Genomic DNA, 23,477 nt, shown 5'->3' with positions numbered 1-23,477 from the left:
ATTTCAGCGCGCTCGCCAGCTACATCCCCGGCATGCCCGAGCTCGCGCCCTACGCCTCCGACCCATGGCTCACGCGGGGACGGCTCTATCCCGAGGACGAGACGACCGCGCGCGGCCCGCGCGATGCGTTTCAGCGCGACCGCGACCGCATCGTCCATTCGATCAGCTTCCGGCGGCTGCGCCACAAGACGCAGGTGTTCCTCGCGCCCGACGGCGACCATTTCCGCGTCCGGCTGACGCACAGCATCGAAGTCGCGCAGATCGGCCGCACGATCGCGCGCGCGCTCGGGCTCAACGAGGATCTGACCGAGGCGTTGTGCCTTGCGCACGATATCGGCCACCCGCCGTTCGGCCATGCGGGTGAGGATGCGCTGCAGGCGGCGCTGAGCGGGCAGGGCGGGTTCGACCACAATGGCAATACGCTCCGCGCGCTGACCGAGATCGACAGCCCGTATCCGCGCTTTCCCGGGCTCAACCTGACATGGGAGACGCTGGAGGGATTGGCCAAACACAACGGACCGATCCACGCCCCGCAATGGGCGCTCGCGCGTGCCGACGAGCAATTCCCGCTGGATCTCGACACGCATGCCAGCCTGGAGGCGCAAGTCGCGGCGATCGCTGACGACATCGCCTACGACAATCACGACATCGACGACGGCCTGCGCGCCGGACTGCTGAGCCTCGACCAGTTGCTTGGCGTGCCGATGATCGCCGCGCGCTGGGACCAGTGCCGCGCCCGCTTTCCGGAGGTGCCGCCGTCGCGGCTGGCAGGTGAGCTGATCCGCGGTCAGATCGGCGCGATGGTCAACGATCTGATCGCGACCAGCCGTGCGGCCATCGCCGAATCCGGGATCACGTCACCCGACGATGCGCGCGATACCGGGCGGCCGCTGATCGGCTTTTCGGACGCGATGCGCGAGGACGAGCGCGGGCTGAAGCGTTTCATGTACGCCAACCTCTATCACCACCCGCTGCAACTCGCGGCGGCGGACCAGGCGCGGGTCGTCGTCGCCGGCTTGTTCGGGGCCTATCACGCCGACCCGTCGCTGATGGCGGGGGAGTGGCCCGATCGGATGCCGTCCGACGAGCCCTGGCTGAGCCGCCACATCGCCGATTTCATCGCCGGGATGACCGATCGCTACGCCATCGCGCGGTATCGCGAGGTCGTCGGGCCGATCGACTTGCCCGAAGGGTTCTAGGCGGTCCCGCGTTATCGCCGGGATATTTGTGCGACAAAGGCGTTGTACCCCGCAGTCGCATCGCATGGAGTGACGTGGCAATGGCCGATGCCAGCATCGCGCTCAATCGCTTCGGGCTCGGCGCCCGTCCCGACGAGAGCATCCCGAACGACCCGAAAGGCTGGCTGAAAGGCCAGATCGACAAGTTCGAGCCCAAACCCGCGGCGTTCGCCAATGTGCCGACGCGGACCAAGGTGGCGGGCGAGCTCGCCGACTATCTCGAGCAGCAACGGATGCTGCGGCAGCAGGGGCTGGGGCGAAAGCAGCAGGCTGCCGCGGCGATGCCTCCGCCGCCAATGACGCCCGGAATGGCCCCGACCATGGCTCCCGGTACGCCCGAACCCGGCGCCAAGCCCGACCCCGATGCCGGCGACCCGCTCAAGGCCGCGCGCCGCTTCGTCGGCGGGCAAGTGCGCGACGACTATGCCGCAGCGGTGGGTGCGCGGATCACCGCGGCGCTGATTAGCCCGACGCCGTTCGCCGAGCGCCTAACGCATTTCTGGGCCAATCATTTCGCGGTGTCGGCCGACAAGCTGCAGGTGATCGGCCTGTCGGGGCTGCTCGAATTCGAGGCGATCCGACCCAATTTGATGGGCAAGTTCGGGGATATGCTTAACGCGGTCGAACGGCATCCGGCGATGCTGCTCTATCTCGACCAGGCGGTGTCGGTCGGGCCGAACAGCCCTGCCGGTCAGTTCGCCGCCAACCGTCCACGGGCCAACGGACAGAAGGTCGGGCTAAACGAGAATCTCGCGCGCGAGATCATGGAGCTGCACACGCTCGGCGTGCGCACGACCTACACCCAGGCCGACGTGACCGAGTTCGCGCGCGCGCTGACCGGCTGGACCGTGAGCGGGATCGGTCGCGGGCCGGGTGCGCGGCTGGCCGGGACCGACGGTGCGCCGGGCGAGTTCGTGTTCGCGCCGCGGCTGCACGAGCCGGGCGAGCGGACGATCATCGCGCGCAAATATGCCGAGGGCGGCGAGAAGCAGGCGCAGGCGGTGCTCGACACGCTGGCGACCAGCCCTGCCACCGCGGAACATGTCGCGACCAAGCTCGCGCGGCACTTCGCCGGTGATATGCCGCCGGCGGCGCTCGTCGCGCGGTTGAAGGCATCGTTCCTCAAGACCGGCGGCGACCTGCCGTCGCTCTATCGCGTGCTGATCGACAGCCCCGAATGTTGGGTCGCCGCACCGGTCAAGTTCAAGTCTCCGTGGGAATGGACGGTATCGACGGGCAGGGCGCTCGGGATGAAGCAGATGCTGCCGCTCGCCGCGGTCGGCCTGCTCAATCAGCTCGGGCAACCGACCTGGAAGCCCGGATCGCCGGCCGGCTATGACGATATAGCCGCAAGCTGGGCCGGCCCTGACGCGCTCGTACGCCGGGTCGAGGCGTCCGAACGCTTCGCCACGCGTTCTGGCGGCGCGATCGACGCGCGCGCGCTCGCCCCCAAACTCTTCCCCGGCGCGCTGACGCCGGCCACCGAACAGGCGCTGGCGCGCGCCGAGAGCCCGGGTCAGGGCCTCGCGCTGCTGCTCGTGTCGCCCGAAATGCTGCGGAGGTAATCATGTACGATCGCCGTTCCTTCCTGATCCGCTCCGGTGCCTTTGCGGGCCTCGCGCTTGCGCCGCGCATGGCGTTCGCCAAGGCAGAGACCGACCGCCGTTTCGTCTTCATCATCCAACGCGGCGCGGCCGACGGGTTGGGCACGATCGGCGCGGTTGGCGATCCGGCCTTTGCCGGCGCGCGCGGGCAGCTCGCGGCCGATTTTGCCGGCGCGAAGAAGCTCGACAGCATGTTCGCGCTGCACCCCGCGATGACCTCGTTGGCGGGGATGTACGACGCGAAGGAGGCGCTGTTCGCGCATGCCATCGCCTCGCCGTATCGCGACCGCTCGCATTTCGACGGGCAGAACGTCCTCGAGAGCGGCGGTACCGGCGCGTACCAGGTCAAGGACGGCTGGCTCAATCGCATGCTCGGGCTGATCCCGTCGGGCGAGGCAAAGGCGATCGCGGTGTCGGCGACGGTGCCGCTGGCGCTGCGCGGGCCGCATGAGGTCAGCAGCTACGCCCCTTCGGCGCTGCCTCAGGCGTCCGACGACCTGATGATGCGCGTCGCGTCGCTCTACCAGGGCGACGGCCAACTGCACGGCCTGTGGAGCGAGGCGATGAACACGCGGACGCTGACCGGCGACCTGACCGCGGCCAATGCGGCCAACGCCGCCGCGACCGGTGCGCTCGCGGCCAAGCTGCTTGCGCCCGCCAACGGCGCGCGGATCGCGATGATCGAGACCGGCGGCTGGGATACGCATGCGGGTCAACGTGGTCGGCTGGCGGCGCAGCTCAAGGGTCTCGACGCCATGATCGCCGCGCTCAAGACCGGCATGGGGCCGGCGTGGAGCGATACGATGGTGTTGGTCGCGACCGAATTCGGCCGCACGGTCGCGGTCAACGGCACCGGCGGCAGCGACCACGGCACGGGTTCAGCCGCGATGCTGATCGGTGGCGGGGTCAAGGGTGGTCGCGTGATGGCCGACTGGCCCGGGCTGGGCCAAGCCGCGCTCTACGAAGGCCGCGATCTGAAACCGACGCTCGGGCTGGACCAGTTCGTCGCGGGCGCGGTCGCGGGACATTACGGCGTCGAGCCAGGCAAGGCGATGGCGACCCTGTTCCCCGATACCAAGGGTGCGGCGGCGGTTAGCGGACTCGTCTAGGCCGGAGGGTTTGAAGCAGCGCCGTCATTCCGCTACAGGCGCCGCTTCCTCCCACCGCTGGACCCGTAATGACGCTCTACACTCGCTTTGCCGCGCATATCGACGCGGCGCTCGACGCCTTGACCGCGAACGGCGATTTGCCGAGCGGGTTGGCGCGAGCCGCGGTGACGATCGAACCGCCGCGCGACGCCAGTCATGGCGATCTTGCGACCAACGCCGCGATGGTGCTGGCCAAGCCGGCAAACACCAATCCGCGCGCGCTGGCCGACAAGATCGCGGCCGAACTCGGCAAGCTGGACGAGGTCGCGTCCGTGTCGGTCGCCGGGCCGGGGTTCATCAACATGAGCCTGACCGACGATACCTGGCGGAACGAACTCGCCGCGATCAACGACGGGGGCGCCGACTATGGGCACTCGGCGACCGGCAAGGGCCGGACCGTCAACGTCGAATACGTCTCCGCCAACCCGACCGGTCCGATGCACATGGGGCATTGCCGGGGCGCGGTCGTGGGCGACGCGCTGGCCTCGTTGCTCGAATGGGGCGGCTACAAGGTCATCCGCGAATATTACGTCAATGACGCCGGCGGGCAGGTCGATACGCTCGCGCGGTCGGCGCACCTGCGGTATCGCGCGGCGCTGGGCGAGGATATCGGCGAGATCCCCGAAGGACTGTATCCCGGCGACTATCTGGTGCCGGTAGGGCAGGCGCTCGCGAAGGAATTCGGCGACAAATACGTATCCGCGCCCGAGAGCGAATGGCTCGTCCTGTTCCGCAAGGCGGCGGTCGCGGCGATGATGGCGCTAATCAAGGCCGATCTGGCGCTGCTCGGCATCCATCACGACCTGTTCTCGTCCGAGGCCGAGCTGCAGGCGGCGAAGAAGCCAGAGGCTGCGGAGAAGGAGCTGCGCGCGCGGGGCCTGGTCTATGACGGCATGCTCGAAGCGCCCAAGGGCGAGACGCCCGAGGATTGGGAGCCGGTCGAGCTGCCGCTGTTCCGCTCGTCGCAATTCGGCGACGATCAGGACCGGCCGATCAAGAAATCGGACGGCAGCTGGACCTATTTCGGTGCCGACCTCGCCTATCACTGGCAAAAGGCACAGACGGCGGATGCGCTGATCGATATCTGGGGCGCGGACCATGCCGGGACGGTCAAGCGGATCGTCGCGGCGGTGCAAGCACTGACCGGCGGCAAGACGCGGTTCGACGTCAAACTTGTCCAGATGGTGCGGCTGCTGCGGGCCGGCGAGCCGGTCAAAATGTCCAAGCGTTCCGGTAACTTCGTGACGCTTGCCGACGTCGTGCGTGAAGTCGGTAAGGACGTGGTGCGCTTTACGATGCTGACCCGCAAGGCCGACGCCCAGATGGACTTCGACTTCGCCAAGGTGGTCGAGGCGTCGAAGGACAATCCGGTGTTCTACGTGCAGTATGCGCATGCCCGAGTCGCGTCGCTCAAGCGGCGCGCGGCGGAGGCTGGCATCGCCTGTAAATCGGTCGATTTGTCCCGCCTTGATACGGAAGACCTGACGTTGGTGAAGCTCGCCGCGCAGTTCCCGCGGGTCGTCGAGACTGCGGCCGCGGCACGCGAACCACACCGTATCGCCTTTTATCTCTATGACTTGGCGGCCGCTTTTCATGCATCATGGAATGTCGGCAACGATCGACCGGAGCGTCGCTTCCTGTTGACCGACAACCACGAGCTCACCTGCGCCCGTCTTTTCCTCGGCGACGCGATCGGGCAAATTGTCCGCAACGGCCTGGCCATCATGGGGGTGGAAGCGGTCGAGGAGATGAATTGATGGCGGGGGAGAAATGGAGCGAGCCGTCGGTCACCGACAATGACCGGCTGCCCTGGCTCGAGACCGCGGGGGACGATTACGAAGAGGGTCCGCCGCTCAGCCGTATCGTCGGCATGGTGCTGATCGGGCTGGTCGCGCTCGCCGCGGTGCTGGGGGGCATCTACTGGTTCAAGCATCGCACGCCGGCCGCGGGGAATGGCGATCTGATCGCCGCGCAGGAAGGCGACTACAAGGTCAAGCCGGACGATCCCGGCGGAATGAAGGTGGCCGGCGAAGGCGACGCGGCGGTCGCGGCGAGCGGTGGGGCGGCGGGCGGCAACGGCTCGATCGCGGTCACTAGCCTGCCCGAGGCGCCGATCGTCGGCAAGAAGGCCGGTCCAGACGCCAAGGGCGGTCCGGGCGCGTCGACCGCAACCGCAAGCGTTTCCGGCTCGGGCGGTAAGCTGACCGCGCCGGCCCCGGGCCGTCCGGTGACCATCGCCAATGGCGGCGGCGGTGGGGCGCTCGTCCAGCTCGGTTCGTTCCCGAGCGAGGGTCAGGCCAACACCGCCTGGGGGCAGGCGTCGAAGCGGTTCGGCTATCTGGCGGGCCTCGGCAAATCGATCGAGAAGGCGGAGGTCAACGGCCGCACCTTCTATCGGTTGAAGGTCAATGCCGGCAGCGCGGGCGCGGCGCAGGAACTCTGCGGCAAGCTGAAGGTCGCGGGCGAGGCGTGCATCGTTACGAGCTGAAACCGTTCCCCTCCCGCTTGCGGGAGGGGCTAGGGGTGGGCAAGAAAGGTCGGGGTTCCCCCAGCGTTTTCTTTTGCGGTCGGGGTTCTGCCCGTAAGATTACGCCCACCCCCGACCCCTCCCGCAAGCGGGAGGGGAGAAAGTTGGTCCATGAAGCCCGTCATCTACGGCCTGTCCGGCCTTGCCCTCACCGACGACGAACGCGCGTTCTACAAGGATGCCGATCCGTGCGGCTACATCCTGTTCAAGCGCAACGTGCAGGATCGCGCGCAACTCCGTGCGCTGACCGACTCGCTGCGTGACCTGTCGGGCCGCGACGACGTACCGATCCTGATCGACCAGGAAGGCGGCAAGGTGCAGCGGATGGGGCCGCCCGAATGGCCCGATTTCCCCGCCGGCCCGGCATTCGACGCGCTGTACGAGGTTGCCCCGGTCTCCGCGATCGAGGCGGCGCGCGCGCATGCCAATGCGACCGCGCTGATGCTGGCCGAAGTAGGGATCAACGTCGATTGCTGGCCGCTCCTCGACGTCAGCCAGCCCGACACGACCGAGGCGATTTCGATCCGCGCGCTTGGTCACGAGCCGATGCGCGTCGCCGCGATGGGCCGCGCGATCCTCGACGGGTTGCGCACCGGCGGCGTCGTCGGCGTGGTCAAGCACATGCCGGGCCACGGCCGCGCGGTGGTGGACACCCATCACCACCTGCCGACCGTGCGCGCGTCGGAGGCCGAGCTCGAAATCGATCTCGAACCGTTCCGCAGCCTGGCCGATGCGCCGATGGGCATGACGAGCCACATCGTGTTCGAGGTGTGGGACAAGGAGCGCCCCGCGACGCTCTCTCCGATCGTCGTCGATCATATCATCCGCGGCCAGATCGGCTTCGACGGGCTGCTGATGACCGACGATATCGACATGAAGGCGCTGTCGGGCACCGCGGGCGAGAAAGCAGCGGGGGCGATCGCGGCGGGATGCGACGTGGTACTCGATTGCTGGGGCCGGATGGACGAGATGGCGGAGATCGCCGCGCTGCTCAACGACATGCCGGCGAAGTCGCTGGAGCGGCTCGACCGAGCGATGGCGACGGTGAAGGCCCCGGAAGGGGATTTCAACGCATTGATCGCCAAGCGGGACGAGCTTCTAGGGTTGGCCTAAGTGCGTCACCCCAGCGAAAGCTGAGGTCTCGGGCGCTGGCGCGGTCCGCCAGAGATCCCAGCTTTCGCTGGGATGACGGATGTGGCTAAAGTACGTCGATGGACTCCGACACCGACACGCTGACGCTCGACATCGACGGGTGGGAAGGACCGCTCGACCTGTTGCTCGCGCTGGCGCGGGCGCAGAAGGTCGATCTCAAGCAGATTTCGATCCTGGCGCTGGTCGAGCAATATCTGGTCTATGTCGAGCAAGCGCGCGCGTTGAAGCTGGAGGTCGCGGCCGATTACCTCGTGATGGCGGCGTGGCTGGCGTATCTCAAGTCCGCGCTGCTGCTACCGCGCGATCCTGAGGTCGAGCCGAGCCCCGAGGAGCTGGCGCTGCGGCTGCAAATGCGGCTCGAACGCCTCAACGCGATGCGCGACGCGGGCGCGCGACTGCTGGCGCGCGATCGGCTGGGCCGCGACGTGTTCCGTCGCGCCGCACCCGAGGGGCTGCGTACGGTCCGCAAAGCGCAGTGGCAGGCCGAAATCTACGATCTGATCGCTGCCTACGGGCAGATCAACGCGCGCAACCGCCCGGTCTTCCACGTCGTCCACGAACGCCCCGTCATGACGCTCGACGCCGCGCTCGAACGCGTGTCGCGGCTGCTCGGCGTGCAAGTCGAATGGGCGACGATCGAAAGCTTCCTGCCCGACAGCCTTGACGGCGCGTTCCGCAAGTCGGCGCTCGCGTCCAGCTTCGTCGCCGCACTCGAACTCGCCCGGAGGGGGAAGGCAGAACTGCGTCAGCAATCGCCGTTTGCGCCGCTCTACCTTAAGGCCACGGCATGATCGAACCCGACGATTTGTCGCGTGCGGTGGAGGCGGTGCTGTTCGCGGCCGACGAGCCGCTGACGATCGAGGCGATCCGCGCGCATGTCGGCGATGACGCCGATGTCCGTGCGGCGCTGACGACGCTGGCGGAACACTATGCCGGGCGCGGTATCGAACTCGTCCAGCGCGGTGACCGCTGGCATTTCCAGACCGCGGGCGACCTCGCGCATTTGCTTCGCCGCGATCGCGAGGAGGCGCGCAAGCTCTCCCGCGCGGCAATCGAGACGCTCGCGATCATCGCCTATCACGAGCCCGTCACGCGCGCCGAGATCGAGGCGATCCGCGGCGTGCAGATATCCAAGGGCACGCTCGACGTGTTGATGGAAGCGGGCTGGGCGCGCCCCGCCGGGCGGAGGGAAACGCCGGGCCGTCCGTTGCAGTTCGCGACGACCGCGGAATTCCTGACGCATTTCGGCCTTGCCAGCCGCCGCGACTTGCCCGGGATCGACGATTTGCGCGCGGCCGGGCTGCTCGATCCGATCAACCTGGCGATGGCCGAACTGTCGATTGGCGAGGAGGCTGACGAAGAGATGGCAAATGCGTCCGAAGAAGACTAAGTGGCGTATATTGCCTGAGGAGATTGAGTGATGGGTAGCTTCAGCCTGGTGCATTGGCTGATTTTCGGGGTGATCGCGATCCTGGTGCTGGGGGGCGGCCGCTTTTCGAACATGATGGGCGACGTCGCCAAGGGCATCAAACAGTTCAAGAAGGGCATGGCGGAAGAAGACGAGACACCGCCGAGCCGCCTCGAATCGAAGCGCGCCGACACGGTGATCGACGCCGAACGCGAGCGCGCCCGCGACGCCGACCGTTAATTCTCGCCGGAGAGCCGTCCGGCCGTGATCTTCGATATTGCCCCCACCGAATTGCTGGTGCTGGGTGCGGTGGCGCTGGTCGTCATCCCGCCCAAGGATCTGCCCAAGGCGATGCGTCTCGCCGGGCAGTGGATCGGGCGCGCGCGCGGCATGGCGCGGCAATTCCGCTCGGGCTTCGACGACATGATCCGCGAATCAGAATTCCAGGAGATGGAAAAGAAATGGAAGGCGGAGAACGAGCGCATCATGCGCGAATTCCCCGCGACGCCCGATCAGGCGATGCTGATGGCGCCGGTGCCGCAAGACGATTCCACGCCCGAGAGCGAGGATGCACTGGCGATGACGACGGAGATGGCGCCGGTCGAGGCTACGCCCGCCCCTAAGCGCAAAACACCCGCCAAGCCGCGTGCCGCGGCCGCCAGGAAACCGACAGCGAAGAAGCCCGCCGCCAAACGGGCAAAGCCGTGACGCGATGAGCGACGACGACGAAATCGACGCCAGCCGCGCGCCGTTGCTCGAGCATCTGATCGAGTTGCGCAAACGGCTGCTCATCAGCTTCGCGACGCTCGCGGTGCTGTTCGGTATCTGCCTTTACTTCGCCGAGCCGATCTTCGGCTTCCTGATCGAGCCGCTCGCCAAGGCGGGCGAGAAGAAGGTCTATTATACCGAGCTGTTCGAAGCGTTCTTCGTCCAGCTCAAGGTCGCGTTCTTCGCGGCGACCGTGCTGTCGTTCCCCGTTGTCGCCAATCAGCTGTGGCAGTTCGTCGCACCCGGCCTGTACCGCAAGGAAAAGCGCGCGCTGTTGCCGTTCCTGCTGGCGACGCCCATCCTGTTCACGGCGGGCTGTGCGATGGCCTATTACGTCGCGATCCCCGCCGCGGTGCATTTCCTGCTCGGCTACCAGACCAAGGTCGGCGACGTGCAGCAGGAAGCGTTGCCGCGCGTCGGCAATTACCTGACCTTCGTCATGCAGTTTCTGTTCGGGTTCGGCGTGTCGTTCCTGCTGCCGATCCTGATGATGCTGCTGGAACGGGCCGGGATCGTGACGCTGGGGCAATTGGCGCGCGCATGGCGCTATGCGATCCTCGGCTGTTTCGCGATCGCGCTGGTGCTGGCGCCGCCCGACGCCGGGTCGATGGTGATGCTCGCGGCGCCGCTGGTCGGGCTTTACTTCCTGACGCTGGGCGTGATCTGGCTGACGCATCGTCGGCGTGCAAAGGCTGTGGAAGCGGAAGAAACCGCCGCCTGATTACCTGCCGATTTCACAAGTCCCGGAAAGAATTTAGGCCCGGAAGCGTCACCGGGGGGAGGGGTTGACGCTTCCGGGCCTATGTCATGGATAGCGAGAGCGGGGGGGCATAAGGTCGCTATCCGAAGATGAAAACGCGCTTGGTGCGATCGGGTTCCAAAAGAAATCGCATTTTTCGAATTTTTTTTCGCAGCCGGGTTTTTCGCGGATTTTCAGTCTTTTCCGGTGACCGCGACGGCGATTTCGTAGGATCCTGCCAGGGGATCGTGGTGCAGCGGCGATCGGAGTTGCCGCGACAATCCTTCCATCACGCGGCCATAGCGCTGGCCGAGCGCTGCCTTCAATGCGTCGCTGTCGGCAAGCGCTGGCGAACTCGCGCGCAAGATCGCCGATGCGGGCGTTTCGCCGGCCCGCACGGACAAGCGGAACTGCGCGCCGGGCGAAATGCTGATCGCCAGTTCGATGATTTCGGTCAGCAGGAACGCGATCGCAATCGCCGTATCCTGGCTCACCAGATAGGGCTCGATCTCGAGCTGGATGCCGAGCTTCGACGCCTCCGGGCTGGTCGCGCGGATGTTGGAGGCGAGTTCGCCGATCACCGCGCGCAGCGACAGGCCGCGATGATCTTCCATTTCCGCGAAATGGTGACGATGCACGACCGACAGCGCATCGACACGGCGCTGGATCGACGAATAGGCGCGCGCCGCTTCCGCCGCCTCCGCACCGCGCGAATGCAGGTTGATCAGGCTGGAAATGACCTGAAGGTTGTTCTTGACGCGGTGATGCACCTCGCGCGTCAGCTTGGTCTGGCGCACGAGGCCCTCGGCGAGCCCGGCCTCGTGCAGAATCAGCGTCCGGCTGAGCGACCGAAACGTCTCGCCGAGCTCCCGAATCTCCTGCGCGGGGAGCGAGCGGACGTCGGCCGAATCGATCGCTTCGCCCGGGCGATATGCCGCGACACGCGCGCGCAGGGTACGCAGCGGCTGGATCAGCAGTCGATCGACCACGAACCAGGCGATGCTCGCCGCCGCGAGCCACATCAGGATCGGCAGCAGCATCGCGATCAGGATCGGCGATGTTATCAGGTTGCGCCGCATGCTGACGTTGAGGGTCAGATTGCCGACATTCAGCGGCGCGTTGACGGCCTGATGACTATCCAAAGGGCTGTCGCGATCGAGCGCGCGCAAAGCTAGATCCTGACCGTCAGCGCCGCGGATCGTTTCGGCGTAATCGACGCCGGTCACGGTCGGCTTGGCGATGTCGGTCAGGAACGGCGCGGGAAAGAAGGCGCTGCCGCGCAAATCACCATTGGCCGCCGTGATCGATAGCACGACGCCCTTGCCGGGAACGACTCGCCCTGCCGGTTGGCCGCCCGCGATGGCGTCGGGGGCGGGGTAGGGGGACGATGTCCCGCACAGCATCCGGCCGGTGCGATCGATGATGCTGAAGCTGGCGCCGGCGGCGATCTGTTGCGCGAAGACGCCGCGGGCGCGGGCGCAACTCGGCGCGTCGGCATGATCGGCGGCGAGCGCGTTCATCGCCGTCGTCAGCGCTGCCATATCGCCGACCAGTTCGATCGCCAGGTTTCGTGAGCTTTCCTGCGCGGCGACGCGAAGCTGCGACTGCGCTTCCATGCTCGCCTGACGGGTGGTGCTGAGCGTTGCGAGGATCGCGATGATCGCGAACGGCAGCAGCGCGGCGAGCAGGATCAGGAAAATCTTCGCCCCGGTCTGCAGCCGGCCGAAGCGCGCACCGATCGTCATCCCTGCGCGCTCACCGGCGGTGAGGCTGGCCACGAACTATCCCAGCTTACGGAGGAGATCGAGCATTTCGTCGGGGACAGGTTCGCTGACGGCGTCATGATAGACCGTGCGCAGCGCGGTCCCCATCGCTTCGTCCTTTGCCTTCTTGCTCTTGTCGCCAACGTTGCCGGGCGTCCCGCCTTTTGATGACCGCCGATCAGGCAACGCAAACCCCCATTGAAATCACCCGGCCGTACCGGAATCACTATCCGCATACGCGGTAACACGGCGCTTTATGCGCACCGTTATATTCGTGAAACCAAAAAGCATCTCGATTGTTCCACTAGCGAACAGAAAAATCTTGTTTGCGTAAACCAAGGCCCGCTCGCACAAGAGCCCGCGCCTTTTCGGGGAGATAGAATACATCATGTCGCTTGGTCAGCAGCTTGCACCTCACCTGCCTTTCTTGCGTCGCTACGGCCGCGCGCTGACCGGAAGCCAGGAACATGGCGACCGTTACGTCCGCGCCGCGCTGGAAGCGATCGTCGCCGCGCCGGACGAGTTCCCGCGCGACGTCGAGCCGCGGCTGGGACTGTACCGCACATTCCAAGTCATCTGGCGTACGACCAATGCCGACGACGAAGTCGCGCTCAGCGACGACGGGTCGGCGGCGGAAGGGCAGGAGGCGGTCGCCAATGCCCGCCTCGCACGCATGACGCCGCTGTCGCGCCAGGCGCTGCTGCTGACCGCGATGGAAGGGTTCACGCCGGAGGACGCCGGGTACCTGATCGACCACGACGCCGACGAGGTCGAGGCGCTGGTGACGGAGGCGCTGGCCGAGATCGAGAAGCAGACCCGCGCGCGGGTGCTGATCATCGAGGACGAGCCGATCATCGCGATGGATATCGAGACGATCGTCCGCGACCTGGGTCACGACGTGACCGGCGTTGCGGTCACGCGCGACGAAGCCGTGGCCTCTGCGATGAGCGAGCGGCCGGGTCTCGTGCTCGCCGATATCCAGCTCGCCGACGACAGTTCGGGGATCGACGCGGTCAAGGACATCCTGGCCGAATTCCAGGTGCCGGTGATCTTCATCACCGCCTTCCCGGAGCGTCTACTGACCGGCGAGCGGCCCGAGCCGACCTTCCTGATCACCAAGCCGTTCCAGCGGTCGACGGTGAAGGCGGCGATCAGCCAGGCGCTGTTCTTCGACGAGAGCACGATCCCGGCTTAATCGGATCGCGATGCCGGCCCGCTCCCCCACCCGACCGCCCATAGCATATCCTGTTTGGACGGCCGGGTGGGGGAGCGGGCCGGCACCGCTCGTCGCCGAAAGGCTACCAAAAAACGGAAAGTTCCATCGGTTACGGAGCCAAAACGGAACTAGCGCGTTCGAGGGTGCATGACTGATCCAGATACTCCCGAGACCGGTACGCACGAAACCGGCGACGAGGCGCGGGCCGGCGAGACGTCGGGACATATGCGTTATGTGCTGCTGATTTCGATTCTGCTAGCCATCGGCATATTGTCGGCGATCGTCTGGGTACCGCTGCTGTTCCATAAATAAGCTTGATGCAGTTGGTTGCGGCGGCGGCCAACCTATCTATTTCGTAAGGCGCTCGTTCGCGCCCATTCCCGGAGTTCCATGACCACGATCGACAGCGATGCCATGAACGAGGGGGAAGCGGTCGAGCACGTCGCGCTGTCGGACACCGAGTTCAAAGAGCAATTGGGACAGGTCATTCCGCACCTGCGCGCGTTCGGCCGTTCGCTGTCGGGCAGCCGCGATCTCGCCGACGATCTCGTCCAGGAAACGCTGATGAAGGCGTGGGCCGCGCGTCAGCGATTCCAGGCCGGCACCAACATGCGCGCCTGGACGTTCATCATCCTGCGCAATCTCTATCTCAGTCAGATGCGCCGTGCGCGGTTCAAGGGCGAATGGGACGATCTGGTCGCCGACCGGGTGCTCGCCGCACCCGCCAGTCAGGATAAGCATGTCGAACTGGGCGATATGCAACGCGCGCTGCTGCATCTTCCGCAACCGCAGCGTGAGGCGCTGATCCTCGTCGGTGCCGGTGGCTTCGCCTATGAAGAAGCCGCTGAAATCTGCAACGTCGCGGTCGGCACGATCAAAAGCCGCGTTGCGCGTGGGCGGGTCGCGCTCGAAGCGTTGCTGAGCGGAGGTGACATGTCGTCACGTCGCACCGCGCCGGACAATCAAGGCCGCACCGCGCTCGACACGATCATGGATGAAGTCGATGACCTGAGCGGCGACCATCACCCACGACCCGACGATATCGAGGACGAAGACGACGATTAACTGTCGTTGAGGCGGGTAAGCAGCGCCTTCAGATCGGCGGGGAGAGTCGTTCCACCGTTGAAGATGTGGCGAAGCGCGTTGCCCACGCCATCGCTTTCGCGCGGCATGCGGACGGTCTGTCGCAGATTACCACCTGTGGAGGCGCTGGAGGAGCTAGGGGGGCTCATGACCGTCAGAACGACCGGTGCGACGTTTTGTTGCCCTTTTGTTGCTGCGCCGCGCTTAATTTAAGTTAACCCCGTAACGACTTGGCTGCGACGCGGGCAATTCTATCGGCGCGCGCGTTGGTCTAGAGCGGCGGTGTGAGCCACCCCCCTACTTCGCTGACGCCATTGCGCGCGCTTCCGCGCATGCACCGTTTCTGCGCGTCGCGATCGAGCAGCAGCCCGATCTGGTTGCCGACCTTGCGCAAGGGATCGTCCCCGATCCAGCGCCGTTCGACCCCGATCTCCCGATCGGCATCGCGATGCGGCGGGCGCGGCGTCGGGAGGCGCTGATCGTTGCGATTGCGGACTTGGCGGGCGCGCTCGATCTCGATGGGGTAACGCGGCGGCTGACGGCGTTTGCCGACCGCGCGCTCGACGCCGCGATCCGCGCCGCGATCCTGGAGCGCGTGCCCGATGCCGAACCTGTAGGGCTCGCCGCGATCGCGCTGGGCAAGCAGGGGAGTTGCGAACTCAATTATTCGTCGGACATCGATCCGATCCTGTTGTTCGACCCAACGACCTTGCCGCGCCGCGCGCGTGACGAACCCGAGGAGGCCGCGGTCCGGATCGGTCGCCGCGTCGTCGAACTGCTCCAGGCGCGCGACGGCGAGGGTTATGTGCTGCGCGTCGATCTGCGCCTGCGCCCGTCGCCAGAGGTCACGCCGATCGTGCTGCCGGTCAACGCCGCGATCTCCTATTACGAGAGCGCGGCGCTGCCGTGGGAGCGCGCCGCGTTCATTCGCGCGCGTGCCGCCGCCGGCGATCTTGCGCTGGGGCGGCATTTCCTCGACGCGATCCGCCCGTTCGTCTGGCGCCGCGCGGTGGATTTCGGTGCGGTCGGTGAAATCCGCGAGATCACGCGCCGCATCCGCGACCATCATTCGCAGGGCCAGGCGTTCGGCCCCGGCTACGACCTCAAGCGCGGACGCGGCGGGATTCGCGAAATCGAATTCTTCGCGCAGATCCACCAACTCATCCACGGCGGCCGCGACCCGGCATTGCGCGCGCCGGCGACGATGGACGCGCTCGACGGATTGGCGGCGGCGGGGCGGATCAGTCGCGACGAAGCGGCGGCGTTGAAGGCGGCCTACGTCGCCTTCCGCACCACCGAACACCGGCTGCAGATGGTCGACGACCGCCAGACCCATGCGCTGCCCCGCGCGCAGGATGCGCTCGACAATGTCGGGCTGCTCGCGGGGTTAGGCAGCGGCGCGTCGCTGATCGCGATGCTGAATCCCCATGTCGTCGCGGTCGGCGGCATCTACGATTCGCTCGATCCGCCCGACACCGTGGCGCTGTCGAGCGACGACGACACGCTGCCCGCGCAACTCGAAGCGATCGGGTTCGCCGACGCCGCGACCGCGGTGCAACTGGTCGAGCGCTGGCGTGGCGGGTCGTATCCGGCGCTGCGTAGCCCGGCGGCGCGGCAGGCGCTCGAAGCGGTGCTGCCCAGCCTGATGGCGGCTTTGGGGCAGGCGCCCGATCCGCGTGCCGCCTTGATCCAGGTCGACGCGATGCTGTCGCGGCTGCCCAGCGCGATCAACTTCTTCCGCCTGCTCGAAGCGCGCCCGCAGCTCGCGCAATTGATGGCGACGATCCTCAGTCACGCGCCGCCGCTCGCCGAGGCGCTGGGGCGACGGCCGGCCTTGCTCGATGGCTTGATCGACGCGACCGCGTTGGCGCCGGTGGGGGACGTATCGACGCTGATCGCCGAGATGGCGCGGGGCGAGGCGGGGGACGATTACCAGGCGACGCTGGATCGCGTGCGGCGGATCGTCGGCGAAAAGCGCTTCGGGCTCGGCGCGCAGTTGGTGGCGGGGGCGAGCGACCCGCTCGACGTGTCGCACGGCTATGCGCGGGTCGCGGTCGCCGCGATCGAGGTACTCGCCGCCGCAACCGTCGCCGATTTCGCCGCGACGCATGGGCGGGTGCCGGACAGCGAACTCCTGATTCTCGCGCTCGGGCGGCTGGGCGGCGGAGCGTTGACGCACGCGTCCGACCTCGACCTGATCTATCTGTTTACCGGCGATTTTTCCGCGGAATCGGATGGCGCGAAGCCGCTCGGCGCGGTGCATTACTACAATCGCCTTGCGCAGCGCGTCAGTGCAGCCTTGTCCGTGCCGACCGCTGCCGGTCCGCTCTACGAGATCGACACGCGATTGCGGCCATCGGGCGCGCAGGGGCCGCTGGTCGTCTCGCTCGACGGGTTCGCACGGTATCAGCGCGAGGATGCCTGGACGTGGGAGCATATGGCGCTGACGCGGGCGCGGGCGATCTTCGGCTCGGATGCGGCGCGGTCGGCGGTCGCCGCGGTGATCGACGAGGTGCTTCAGACCCCTCGCGATCACGCCAAGACTGTCGCCGACGCGGTCGAGATGCGCAGCGAAATGGCACGCCACAAGCCGCCCGCCGGCCCGCTCGACGCCAAACTGTTGCCCGGCGGTCTGGTCGATCTGGAATTCGCGGTACACGTCGCGCAATTGACTCATAACGCCGGGTTCGATGCCGATCTCGATCCGGCGATCGCGACCTTGGCGGATCGGGACATCCTTCCCGCGACGATGGGCGAGGCGTACCGGCTGCTCACGCGCATCCTCGTCCTGCTCCGCCTCGTCGCCCCCGACAGCCAGCCGCCGTCCGACGCCACCCGCGCGCTGATCGTGCGCGTACTCGGCACAAGCGATTGGGATACGCTGGTTGCGCGGTTCGACGCGACGCGGCAGGAGGTCGCGGCAGTGTGGGCGGACGTCAGCGGAGGCACGAATGAGCGTTGAGATAGGGGACGATCTGCCCGACCTCGAATTGACCGGCGCCGACGGCCCGATCCGGCTGCGCGATTATGTCGGCAAGCCGTTAGTGCTCTATTTCTATCCCAAGGACGATACCGCGGGCTGCACCAAGGAAGCGCAGGAATTCAGCGCGCTCGGTGACGATTTTGCCAAGGCCGGGGCGGTCGTCCTCGGCGTGTCCAAGGACACGCAGGCCAAGCACGCCAAGTTCACCGCCAAATACGGCCTGACAGTGCCGCTCGCGAGCGACGAACGCCAGGTGATCGAGGCGTTCGGCGCCTGGGTGCCGAAAGTGCTTTACGGCCGCGACTATATGGGTATCGACCGCTCGACCTGGCTGTTCGACAAGACCGGGAAACTGGTCAGAAGCTGGCGCAAGGTGAAGGTGCCCGGACACGTCGAACAAGTGCTGTCGGCGGTGAAGGAACTCGGGTGAATCGTTGATCGGCCACGCGAATCACTTCACGAAGTGAGCGATTGGTTCCCGTCATTCATCCGCGATTCAACGACTCGCCGCGCGGACGTGCCGGTCTGCCCCACGAATTAACCTTTGCTATTGCATGAAAACGACGCCGCGGGCTGATTGCATCCCGTAATCCGGACGAGTGTGGGGTTGGTCCGGTCGTTCAAGCAATCACAGGTCGTCGCTTGCGGTGACCGTCGCCAGAGTCGCCGGGGACACATGATCAATTTTACGTCTTTGCGGGGCGCCGTCGCGCGCTTCGGGCAATTCTTCAAGACGCGCGATTTCATTTTCCACGACGGCCGTGACTTGCGACGCTTTTCGATCGCGGGCCGGACGCAGGCGGCGCTTGCCGCGGCGTTCGCTGTTACCCTGTTCTTCTCGGCCTATGGCGTGGCGCAGGCCGGCGCCGGTGCAATCGCGCTGACCGGTCTCACCGAAAAGCCGCTGTCGCCCGAGGCGAAGGTCGCCAGCATGGAGGCCGCCGTCGCCGACATGCAGACCAAAATCCAGCAGATCAAATATGTCGCCGACGTCCGCGCCAAGCGCGTCGAGGCGCGCCAGGCGATGCTCGCCGCGGCGCTGAACAACCAGGGCAACGTCCAGCCGATCGCGTACGAACCGATCGACGCCAAGGCCGCCGCGGTCGCCGCCGATGTCGTCGAGCCGCTCGCCCGTGTCGAGCGCAGCCAGGTGAATCTGGCGATCAAGGCGCGTGTCGCGACCGAGAAGCGCTACATCGCGGCGGTGGCGCGCGCGAAGGCGATCGGGATCGACCCGGCGCGCTTCCAGCCCAAGCCGGTCGCGATGGGCGGTCCGCTGATCGCCGCCGACAGCGCCGAAGCCGCAGCCGATCTTGCCGCCGACGCTCAGTTCCGCGCGCTGTTCCAGACCTGGAAGAAGCTCGACACGCTGGAGGACGGTCTGATCTCGATCCCGTCGGTCCAGCCGGTGACCGACATGAAGTTCACCAGCAATTTCGGCATCCGCAGCGATCCGTTCCGTGGCACCGCGGCGTTCCACCCCGGCGTCGATATCCCGTGCGCGACCGGCACCGCCGTCTACGCTACCGCCGATGGCGTGGTCGATAAGGCGGAGCGGTCGGGCGGCTACGGCAACATGGTCGAGATCGACCACGGCCGCGGCATCCAGACGCGCTTCGGTCACTTGTCGAAGATCCTGGTCACCGCCGGCCAGAAGGTTAAGCGCGGCCAGCTGATCGCGCTGTCGGGCTCGACCGGCCGGTCGACCGGCCCGCACCTGCACTACGAAGTCCGCATCGATGGCCGCGCGGTCAATCCGATGCCGTTCCTGACCACCGCGGATTACCTGACGGCGCTCAAGAACCCGCAGCTCAACGCGGTGCCTGTGAGCACCGAGGCGGCGTCCGACTCCGCCGACTGATCGAGTTATTATAAGGAGAGGAGGGGCCGCGCCGGGCAACCGGCGCGGCCCTATCTTTCGACGCGTGAACGGGCGTTGCCGATACGGTCGCCAGCCCCTATCTCCGCCCCATGGCAACGCTCGCATCCGACGTGACCCTCACCCCCGCAGCCGCTGCGCGAGTCGCGGCTATCGCCGAGCGGCAGGGCAAGCCTGCCATCCTGCGACTGTCGGTCGAAGGCGGCGGGTGTTCGGGGTTCCAGTACAAGTTCGGCCTGGCCGACGCGCCGGAAGCGGGCGACACGATCGCGGAGACCGACGGCGTGCGGCTGGTGGTCGACGACATGAGCCTCGATCTCGTGCGCGGATCGGCGGTCGATTTCGTCGATAATCTCGGCGGCGCGCACTTCGCGGTGACCAATCCCAACGCCGCGTCCGGTTGCGGCTGCGGCACGAGCTTTTCAGTCTGACGCGCGCGTGAAGATCGTCACGTACAACGTCAACGGCATCAAGGCGCGGATCGACCGGTTGGTCGAGTATCTGACCGAGCAGCAGCCCGATATCGTCTGCCTTCAAGAGCTGAAGTCGCAGGACGACGGTTTCCCGATCGATCGTATCCACGAGGCCGGCTACGGCGCGGTGTGGCACGGCCAGAAGAGCTGGAACGGCGTCGCGGTGCTGGCGAAGGGCAAGGTGCCGGTCGAGCGTCAGCGCGGGCTCGCGGGCGACCCCGAGGACGAGCATAGCCGATACCTCGAATGCGAGATCGACGGGCTGGTCGTCGCCGCAATCTATCTCCCAAACGGCAACCCGCAGCCCGGGCCGAAGTTCGATTACAAGCTCAAATGGATGGATCGGCTCGCCGATCGCGCGCGTGCCTTGCTGGCCGAAGAAGTCCCGGTGGTGCTCGCGGGCGATTACAACGTCATTCCCAACGACGACGACACCTTCTCGGTCCGCGCGATGCAGGACGACGCGCTGATGCAGCCCGAAAGCCGCGAACGCTATCGCGCGCTGTTGGCGCAGGGTTGGACCGATGCCCTGCGCACGAAGTTTCCTGGCGGCAAGGTGTGGACCTTCTGGGACTATCAGGCGGGCGCGTGGCAGCGCGACGCGGGGTTCCGCATCGACCATCTGCTGCTGAGCCCCCAGGCGGCCGATCGGCTGCGCGATGCCGGCGTCGACAAGGAGTATCGCGGCCGCGAAAAGGCGAGCGACCACGCGCCGACCTGGGTCAGGTTGCGCTAAGCCGTGGCGTTCGACTTGCAGAAGATGCTGCACCGCAAGGGTGAGTTCGAAAGTGCGCGGCTGGATGCGTTCGCGTTTCATGTCCGCGCCCGGACGATGCGGGCGCTCGCGGCGGCGCTGGCGATCGACGCCGACGAACTAGTGAAAAGCGTCGCCGCGCATGACGACGACGCGATCCTCGATCAGCTCGGCGAGACCCATGGCCGCGACCGCGTCGACACCGCGTACATCGCAGCGCGCGCGGCCGCCGAAGCCGAGGCGATTGCCGAATTCGGCGATCCCACCCCGGTCAGGCTGGCATGAGGCTCGCTCTCTTCGCCGGTCTGCTGCTGCTCCCTGGCGTGGCCTGGGCCGAGGACGGCAAGCCGCGCGATTATTGCCCCGCGCGCCCGGGATTGGGCTCGCCCGCCTGCACGATCGACTCGGGCCGCGTGTCGGTCGAGACGTCGCTCACCGACTGGACGCTCGACAAGCAGCCGGGCGACCGCACCGACACGATTCTGATCGGCGACACGCTGGTCCGGATCGGGCTGACGAAGACGCTCGAGGCGCAGATCGGCTGGACGCCGGTCGGATTCGTGCGCGAACGCCAGGGCGGCAGCGTCGATCGCGCGACGCGCACCGGTGACGTGACGCTGGGGCTCAAGGCGAACCTCGCCAATCCCGACGGTAGCGGGCTGTCGTTTGCGGTGCAGCCGTTCGTCACGCTCCCCGCCGGTCGCACGCCGGTCGGCGCGGGGGATTGGGGGGCGGGCGTGGTGGTGCCGGTGACCTACGATCTGTCGAAAACGGTCAACGTCCAGTTCGTGCCGGAGATCGATGCCGCGGTGAACGGCGATGGGCGCGGCCGCCATTTTGCGGCAAGCGCGGTGGTCGGACTGGGCATCGCGCTCAACGACAAGCTGACGGTCGAGCTCGAAGGGCAGGCGCTCCGCGACGCCGATCCGATGGGCAAGACGTGGCAGGACAGCGCGGCGCTGTCGTTCGCGTACAAGGTCAATGACGACCTCCAGCTCGATATCGGCGGTATCGCGGGGCTCAATCGCGACGCGCCCGACCTCGAACTCCTGGCCGGGGTATCGCGCCGCTTCTGATCGCCGATGTTCGGTGCGGTGCCCCATTGATTGGCAAAATCCGCCAACAACTACAAACGTAGTTGTTTGATAAAGCATTGAAATAATGTCATTCAAGTGTTTGGCACAGTTAATGCACCAACACAGTCGTCGACGGCCCCTTGTCGACTGTGAAGGAGCAGAATCATGTTCAGTAAAGTCTCGATCGTCGCTCTCGCCGCCATCGGCCTCGTCGCCGCCAGCCCCGTGCTCGCCGCCGGCAAGAATCAGGACCCCAGCGGCACCGCGACGACGGAGCAGCCCAACGGCAACGCGAAGACCCGCTATTGCATCCGGGCCGAAATGGTCACCGGCTCGATCCGCCAGGGCCGCGTCTGCAAGACCGCGACCGAATGGCGCGCCGAGGGCGTGGACGTGACCAAGCTGCAGGCACGCTGAGCCATGCCGATCTTGTCCGGCGAGGGCGAATGCCCTCGCCGGGCAGACGTCACAACGTCTTTTCGTAGATCACATATACCTTGTTGACGTGACTATCGATCGCGTCGGCGATGGCGTTCATGCCCTGATTGTCGTCGAGCACCCAGCCGATCTCGCCCCGCGTCGCGCCGTAATTCGCGACCGCCGCACGGCGGATATATTCGATCATCATGAAGGCGAGCTGCCCCGCCAGCCGCGACGCCTGCAATTCCTTGACCACGCCCATCAACGGTACGCGCATCGTCCGCACTTTGGGCTTGCGCAGCCACAGCAGCAGTTTCGCCCAACCGAACGGCAACAGCGATCCGTTGAGCGGCTTGATCGCTTCGTTGAGGTCGGGGAGCGTGATCATGAACGCGACCGGCTTGCCGTCGAGTTCGGCGATGCGGATCAGGTCGTTGAACACGATCGGCTTCAGCTTCACGCCGACATCGTCGATCTCCGGCGGGGTCAGCGGCACGAAGCCCCAGTTGTCGGACCATGCATCGTTGAGGATCGCCAGGATAATCGCGGCTTCCTCGTCGAACTTCGACTTGTCGACCTCGCGGATGCGAATGCTCGGGTTGCGTTCGCCCGACTTGATGATGCGCTGGACGATCGGCGGAAATTCCTTCGTCACGTCGAGATCGTAGGTCTGCAGCGTCTTGGCATGAGTGTAGCCGGCGCCTTCGATCCAGCCCTTATATTCGGGCTTGGCATGGCCCATCATGATCGTCGGCGCGTGATCGTAGCCCTGGACGAGCAGCCCCGGCTCCTCCCAGATCGACATGCTGATCGGGCCGAGCGCACGGTTCATGCCCTGGTCGCGCAACCAGCCTTCCGCGGTCGCGATCAACGCCTTGGCGGTGTCCTCGTCCTCGGCATCCATATAACCCCATTGCCCGCAACCCGGCCCGAACCCCTTGTCGGCGGGCATCGTCAGCGCGAGCGTATCGATATGCGCGGATATACGTCCGACCACACGGCCATCGCGCTCCGCCAGGAACAGTTGCGCCTTGGCGTGGCTGAACCAGCCGTTCTTCTCCGGCGTGATCAGCCCGAGCGCTTCGCCCTTCAGCGGCGGCACCCAGTTCGGGTCGTTCTTGTAGAGGCGGAAAGGGAGGTCGACGAACTTCTTGCGGTCGGCCTTGCTGTCGATCGGTCGGATGGCGGCTGGGGAGGGCATCGGTACCTCGCGTTGGGACAGCGCGGGTTAGGGAAAGAGAGGCGG

General features: G+C 66.4%; 25 protein-coding genes. 22 read left to right on the top strand and 3 right to left on the bottom strand.

The window, feature by feature from the left end:
- The first annotated feature begins 32 nt into the window (after window positions 1–32).
- From FPZ24_RS11145 to tatC, 11 genes are all read left to right on the top strand, one after another.
- The gene (locus tag FPZ24_RS11145; protein WP_146571994.1) at window positions 33–1,199 is read left to right on the top strand and encodes a deoxyguanosinetriphosphate triphosphohydrolase; all 1,167 of its coding nucleotides are present in this window, start codon (window positions 33–35) and stop codon (window positions 1,197–1,199) included.
- Between the two features lie 80 nt (window positions 1,200–1,279).
- On the top strand, window positions 1,280–2,803 hold the full coding sequence (locus FPZ24_RS11140) for a DUF1800 domain-containing protein (RefSeq protein WP_146571991.1): 1,524 nt from the start codon (window positions 1,280–1,282) through the stop codon (window positions 2,801–2,803).
- Between the two features lie 2 nt (window positions 2,804–2,805).
- A complete protein-coding gene (locus tag FPZ24_RS11135; RefSeq protein ID WP_146571989.1) occupies window positions 2,806–3,951 on the top strand; it encodes a DUF1501 domain-containing protein in 1,146 nt (381 codons plus the stop codon).
- Between the two features lie 68 nt (window positions 3,952–4,019).
- Entirely contained in the window at window positions 4,020–5,747 is a 1,728-nt protein-coding gene (gene argS, locus FPZ24_RS11130) for an arginine--tRNA ligase (protein ID WP_146571986.1), read from the top strand.
- Window positions 5,747–6,478, top strand: a complete 732-nt coding sequence (locus FPZ24_RS11125; protein ID WP_146571984.1) for an SPOR domain-containing protein — start codon at window positions 5,747–5,749, stop codon at window positions 6,476–6,478. The genes argS and FPZ24_RS11125 overlap by 1 nt, the downstream gene beginning before the upstream one ends.
- Before the next feature lie 150 nt (window positions 6,479–6,628).
- Complete coding sequence (locus tag FPZ24_RS11120; protein ID WP_146571982.1) at window positions 6,629–7,630, top strand: glycoside hydrolase family 3 N-terminal domain-containing protein; 1,002 nt, start codon at window positions 6,629–6,631, stop codon at window positions 7,628–7,630.
- Window positions 7,631–7,728: 98 nt separating this feature from the next.
- Entirely contained in the window at window positions 7,729–8,460 is a 732-nt protein-coding gene (locus tag FPZ24_RS11115; protein ID WP_146571980.1) for a segregation and condensation protein A, read from the top strand.
- Complete coding sequence (gene scpB, locus FPZ24_RS11110) at window positions 8,457–9,059, top strand: SMC-Scp complex subunit ScpB (protein WP_146571978.1); 603 nt, start codon at window positions 8,457–8,459, stop codon at window positions 9,057–9,059. The genes FPZ24_RS11115 and scpB overlap by 4 nt, the downstream gene beginning before the upstream one ends.
- A 30-nt stretch (window positions 9,060–9,089) precedes the next feature.
- Window positions 9,090–9,317, top strand: coding sequence for a twin-arginine translocase TatA/TatE family subunit (locus FPZ24_RS11105; RefSeq protein ID WP_146571975.1), 228 nt, complete (start codon window positions 9,090–9,092; stop codon window positions 9,315–9,317).
- Between the two features lie 27 nt (window positions 9,318–9,344).
- Window positions 9,345–9,785, top strand: coding sequence for a Sec-independent protein translocase protein TatB (gene tatB / locus FPZ24_RS11100; protein ID WP_146574424.1), 441 nt, complete (start codon window positions 9,345–9,347; stop codon window positions 9,783–9,785).
- Window positions 9,786–9,789: 4 nt separating this feature from the next.
- A complete protein-coding gene (gene tatC / locus FPZ24_RS11095) occupies window positions 9,790–10,566 on the top strand; it encodes a twin-arginine translocase subunit TatC (RefSeq protein WP_146571973.1) in 777 nt (258 codons plus the stop codon).
- 212 nt (window positions 10,567–10,778) lie between these two features.
- Here tatC and FPZ24_RS11090 read toward each other — a convergent pair whose 3' ends face one another.
- Together FPZ24_RS11090 and FPZ24_RS17580 are read right to left on the bottom strand one after the other, a co-directional pair.
- Window positions 10,779–12,362 (bottom strand): sensor histidine kinase, encoded by a 1,584-nt coding sequence (locus tag FPZ24_RS11090; protein ID WP_240047431.1) that lies wholly within the window; start codon window positions 12,360–12,362, stop codon window positions 10,779–10,781.
- 3 nt (window positions 12,363–12,365) lie between these two features.
- Window positions 12,366–12,533 carry a NepR family anti-sigma factor gene (locus tag FPZ24_RS17580; protein ID WP_240047430.1) on the bottom strand — a complete coding sequence of 56 codons (168 nt, stop codon included), beginning with the start codon at window positions 12,531–12,533 and terminating at the stop codon, window positions 12,366–12,368.
- 202 nt (window positions 12,534–12,735) lie between these two features.
- On the opposite strand from FPZ24_RS17580, the gene FPZ24_RS11085 reads away from it, so the two are divergent.
- The 11 genes from FPZ24_RS11085 (at window position 12,736) to FPZ24_RS11040 (ending at window position 22,228) form a co-directional block, all read left to right on the top strand.
- Window positions 12,736–13,542, top strand: coding sequence for a response regulator (locus FPZ24_RS11085; protein WP_146571971.1), 807 nt, complete (start codon window positions 12,736–12,738; stop codon window positions 13,540–13,542).
- A 168-nt stretch (window positions 13,543–13,710) separates the two neighbouring features.
- Window positions 13,711–13,875, top strand: a complete 165-nt coding sequence (locus FPZ24_RS17200; RefSeq protein ID WP_186728779.1) for a hypothetical protein — start codon at window positions 13,711–13,713, stop codon at window positions 13,873–13,875.
- A 78-nt stretch (window positions 13,876–13,953) separates the two neighbouring features.
- Window positions 13,954–14,628, top strand: coding sequence for a sigma-70 family RNA polymerase sigma factor (locus FPZ24_RS11080; protein WP_146571969.1), 675 nt, complete (start codon window positions 13,954–13,956; stop codon window positions 14,626–14,628).
- A 331-nt stretch (window positions 14,629–14,959) separates the two neighbouring features.
- The gene (locus FPZ24_RS11075) at window positions 14,960–17,608 is read left to right on the top strand and encodes a bifunctional [glutamine synthetase] adenylyltransferase/[glutamine synthetase]-adenylyl-L-tyrosine phosphorylase (RefSeq protein WP_240047702.1); all 2,649 of its coding nucleotides are present in this window, start codon (window positions 14,960–14,962) and stop codon (window positions 17,606–17,608) included.
- The gene (locus FPZ24_RS11070) at window positions 17,598–18,059 is read left to right on the top strand and encodes a peroxiredoxin (protein ID WP_146571965.1); all 462 of its coding nucleotides are present in this window, start codon (window positions 17,598–17,600) and stop codon (window positions 18,057–18,059) included. The genes FPZ24_RS11075 and FPZ24_RS11070 overlap by 11 nt, the downstream gene beginning before the upstream one ends.
- A 246-nt stretch (window positions 18,060–18,305) precedes the next feature.
- Window positions 18,306–19,490 (top strand): M23 family metallopeptidase, encoded by a 1,185-nt coding sequence (locus FPZ24_RS11065; RefSeq protein ID WP_146571963.1) that lies wholly within the window; start codon window positions 18,306–18,308, stop codon window positions 19,488–19,490.
- A 110-nt stretch (window positions 19,491–19,600) separates the two neighbouring features.
- Complete coding sequence (erpA, locus tag FPZ24_RS11060) at window positions 19,601–19,939, top strand: iron-sulfur cluster insertion protein ErpA (RefSeq protein ID WP_146571961.1); 339 nt, start codon at window positions 19,601–19,603, stop codon at window positions 19,937–19,939.
- A 7-nt stretch (window positions 19,940–19,946) separates the two neighbouring features.
- Window positions 19,947–20,717 carry an exodeoxyribonuclease III gene (gene xth, locus FPZ24_RS11055; protein ID WP_146571959.1) on the top strand — a complete coding sequence of 257 codons (771 nt, stop codon included), beginning with the start codon at window positions 19,947–19,949 and terminating at the stop codon, window positions 20,715–20,717.
- Between the two features lie 3 nt (window positions 20,718–20,720).
- A complete protein-coding gene (locus FPZ24_RS11050; protein WP_146571957.1) occupies window positions 20,721–21,020 on the top strand; it encodes a hypothetical protein in 300 nt (99 codons plus the stop codon).
- Window positions 21,017–21,811, top strand: coding sequence for a transporter (locus FPZ24_RS11045; protein WP_146571955.1), 795 nt, complete (start codon window positions 21,017–21,019; stop codon window positions 21,809–21,811). The genes FPZ24_RS11050 and FPZ24_RS11045 overlap by 4 nt, the downstream gene beginning before the upstream one ends.
- Window positions 21,812–21,976: 165 nt before the next feature.
- Complete coding sequence (locus FPZ24_RS11040) at window positions 21,977–22,228, top strand: hypothetical protein (protein WP_146571952.1); 252 nt, start codon at window positions 21,977–21,979, stop codon at window positions 22,226–22,228.
- Window positions 22,229–22,277: 49 nt separating this feature from the next.
- Here the strand turns inward: FPZ24_RS11040 and FPZ24_RS11035 are convergent, their stop codons facing one another.
- A complete protein-coding gene (locus FPZ24_RS11035; protein ID WP_146571950.1) occupies window positions 22,278–23,432 on the bottom strand; it encodes an N-acetyltransferase in 1,155 nt (384 codons plus the stop codon).
- Between the last annotated feature and the right edge of the window lie 45 nt (window positions 23,433–23,477).

The sequence above is a fragment of the Sphingomonas panacisoli genome (genome assembly GCF_007859635.1).
GTDB classification, from domain to species: domain Bacteria; phylum Pseudomonadota; class Alphaproteobacteria; order Sphingomonadales; family Sphingomonadaceae; genus Sphingomonas; species Sphingomonas panacisoli.
Note: the sequence above shows the minus strand (reverse complement) of the source record. Positions and strands in the feature narration are given on the sequence as shown.